This window comes from Synechococcus sp. R55.7, from assembly GCF_047461955.1.
Lineage (GTDB): Bacteria > Cyanobacteriota > Cyanobacteriia > Thermostichales > Thermostichaceae > Thermostichus.
The window spans coordinates 3,444-6,446 of the sequence record NZ_JANSIC010000005.1 but is presented as its reverse complement, the minus strand read 5'-3'; the positions used below and the strand labels follow the sequence as shown (position 1 = coordinate 6,446).

The following is a 3,003-nucleotide window of genomic DNA, read 5'->3' as shown; positions in this document are numbered from 1 at the left end:
GTCCTGTTGCGCCAAGGCAGGGATCCCAGGGGATAGAGCCATCAGAGCCATCAGGACCGTTGCCGTCAATGATCTGGACATAACGCAGTACCCAAACGCTGAGGACAGCAGTACCCTAGCTCGAAATCCCTCTCTGGCTGTGTGATCGGGGTCAAGACCAACGGGCCACTCTACCCCGAAGGGCAAGGGGTTAGACTGCTACTCTATAAAGTGATTTATCCTTCTCAGCCGTTGGCCTATTCTCCCCATGACTGCTGCAATTTCCTCTGTCAACCTGCCCAGCCAGTACAACCCCTTCGAGACCGAGCCGAAGTGGCAGCGCTTTTGGGAGGAGAAGGGCTTTTACGTGGCGGATCCCAAGGCGCCGGGAGAGGCCTTTAGCATGGTGCTGCCCCCGCCCAATGTGACGGGCAACCTGCACATGGGCCATGCTTTTGCCTTTACCCTGCCGGATGTGGTGACGCGCTACAAGCGCATGCGCGGCTACAACGTGCTCTGGCTGCCCGGCACAGACCATGCCAGCATCGCCGTGCACACCATCCTGGAAAACCAACTGCGCCAAGAGGGCAAGACCCGCTTCGATCTGGGCCGCGAGGCTTTTCTGGAGCGAGCCTGGGCTTGGAAGGAGCAGTCGCAGGGAGCCATCAAGAGCCAGTTGCGGCGGCTGGGTCTCTCGCTGGACTGGACGCGGGATCGCTTTACCCTCGACGAGGGGCTGAGCCGGGCGGTAACCGAGGCGTTTGTGCGGCTATACGAGGCGGGGTTGATTTACCGGGGCGAGTATTTGGTGAACTGGTGCCCGGCCACCCAGTCGGCGGTGTCAGACATTGAGCTAGACGACAAAGAGGTCAAGGGCCATTTGTGGCATTTTCGTTATCCCTTGGCCGAGGATCCCAGCCAGTATCTGGTGGTGGCCACCACTCGGCCCGAGACCATGCTGGGGGATACGGCGGTGGCGGTGAACCCCCAAGACGAGCGCTATTGCCATCTCATCGGCCAGTTCATTCGCCTGCCCATTAAAAATCGCCTCATCCCCATCATTGCGGATGAGTATGTGGATCCCTCCTTTGGCTCCGGGTGTGTGAAAATTACCCCGGCCCACGACCCCAACGACTTTGAAATCGGCAAACGGCACCAATTGCCCTTCATCAACATCCTCAATAAAGACGGCACCCTCAACGAAAACGGGGATCCTTTCACCGGCCTAGATCGCTTTGTGGCCCGAGAAAAGGTGGTGCAGTGGTTTGCCGAACATGGCCTGCTGGAGAAGGTGGAGGACTACACCCACACCGTTCCCCACAGCGACCGCGGCGGCGTGCCCATCGAGCCTTTGCTTTCCATTCAGTGGTTTTGCGATGTCTCGGGGATGGGGGCTCGCTGTTTGGAAGAGGAATACCAACGAAATAGCCCCCGCTTTATCCCTGAGCGCTGGACCAAAGTCTACACGGGCTGGCTGGAAAAGCTGCGCCCCTGGTGCATTTCTCGGCAGTTGTGGTGGGGCCATCAGATCCCAGCTTGGTATCCAGTCCTCAATGGCCAGCTTCTCGAGGATCCCCAAGCTTTTGTGGTGGCCCGCAACGGCGAGGAAGCGCTGCTCAAGGCACGGGAAAAGTTTGGCCCAGAAGTTGAGCGGGTGGAACAGGATCCCGATGTGCTGGATACCTGGTTTAGCTCTGCTCTGTGGCCCTTTTCAACCCTGGGCTGGCCGGAAGAGACCGAGGATTTCAAACGCTACTATCCCAACTCCCTGATGTCCACGGGCTTTGACATCATTTTCTTCTGGGTGGCCCGCATGGCCATGATGGGATCCCAATTTACCGGCCAGATCCCCTTCAAAGATGTGTACATCAATGGCCTGGTGCGGGATGAGCACGGGGCGAAAATGTCCAAAACCAAGGGAAATGGCATCGATCCCCTGGAGCTGCTGGACAAATACGGCACCGACGCCCTGCGCTATGCCCTGGTCAAAGAGGTGGTGGGGGCAGGGCAAGACATCCGCCTGGCCTATGACCGCAAGACCGGCGAGAGCGCCAGCGTAGAGGCCGCCCGCAACTTTGCCAATAAGATCTGGAACGCCTCCCGCTTTGTGTTGATGAACTTGGAGGGGCAAACCCCTGCCCAACTGGGATCCCCTGTTCCTGAAGCGCTGGAATTGGCCGATCGCTGGATCCTGTCGCGGCTGCACTCCACAGCCACCCAAGTCATCGCCGAGCTGGAAGCCTATGGCCTGGGCGAGGGGGCGCGCCTGCTCTACTCTCTCATTTGGGATGACTTTTGCGACTGGTACATCGAGCTGGTCAAGCCCCGGCTGCGGGGAGAAGACCTGGCTTCCAAACGCGCAGCGCAGCAGGTGCTGGCCACCGTTTTGGAAACTATTCTCAAGCTGCTGCACCCCTGGATGCCCCACATCACCGAGGAGATCTGGCAGCTGCTCACCCAGGTCAATCAAACCACTTCCATCTCTGTGCAGCCCTATCCCACCCCAGATCCCAGTTGGATCGACCCTCAACTGGAGCGGGAGTTTGGCTTGGTGATCCAAACCATTACCAGCCTGCGCAACCTGCGGGCAGAAGCCGGCCTCAAGCCCCAGCAGGCCGTCACCGCCCTCCTGGTTACCGACGATCCCACCCAGCAGCAAATTCTCAGGGCTGCCCAAGCCTACATCCGGGATCTGGTTAAGGCCGAGGCTTTGGAGATTACGGGATCCCTGGCCACGGAGCCCAAACAGGTGGCGGCTGCAGTGGTGGGCACGGTGCAGGTGCTGATGCCCTTGGCAGGACTGGTGGATGTGGAAGCGCTGCGGGCCAAACTGCAAAAAGACCTGGCCAAACTGGAAAAAGAGGCCCAAGGGATCCGCGCTCGCCTAGAGAACCCCAATTTTCTCAACCGGGCCAACCCTGAAGTGGTGCAAGCCAGTCAGGAACAACTGGCAGAGCTGGAAGCCCAGATGAGGTTACTGGGATCCAGGCTGGAGAAGCTGGGCTGAGGTGGCGTCAGCGCAGG

Annotated in this window: 1 protein-coding gene; it reads left to right on the top strand. The window is 59.3% G+C overall.

Annotation, left to right across the window (positions count from 1 at the left end; genetic code table 11):
- The first annotated feature begins 247 nt into the window (after positions 1–247).
- Positions 248–2,986, top strand: a complete 2,739-nt coding sequence (locus tag NW820_RS00670) for a valine--tRNA ligase (protein ID WP_414406403.1) — start codon at positions 248–250, stop codon at positions 2,984–2,986.
- The last annotated feature ends 17 nt before the right edge of the window (positions 2,987–3,003 follow it).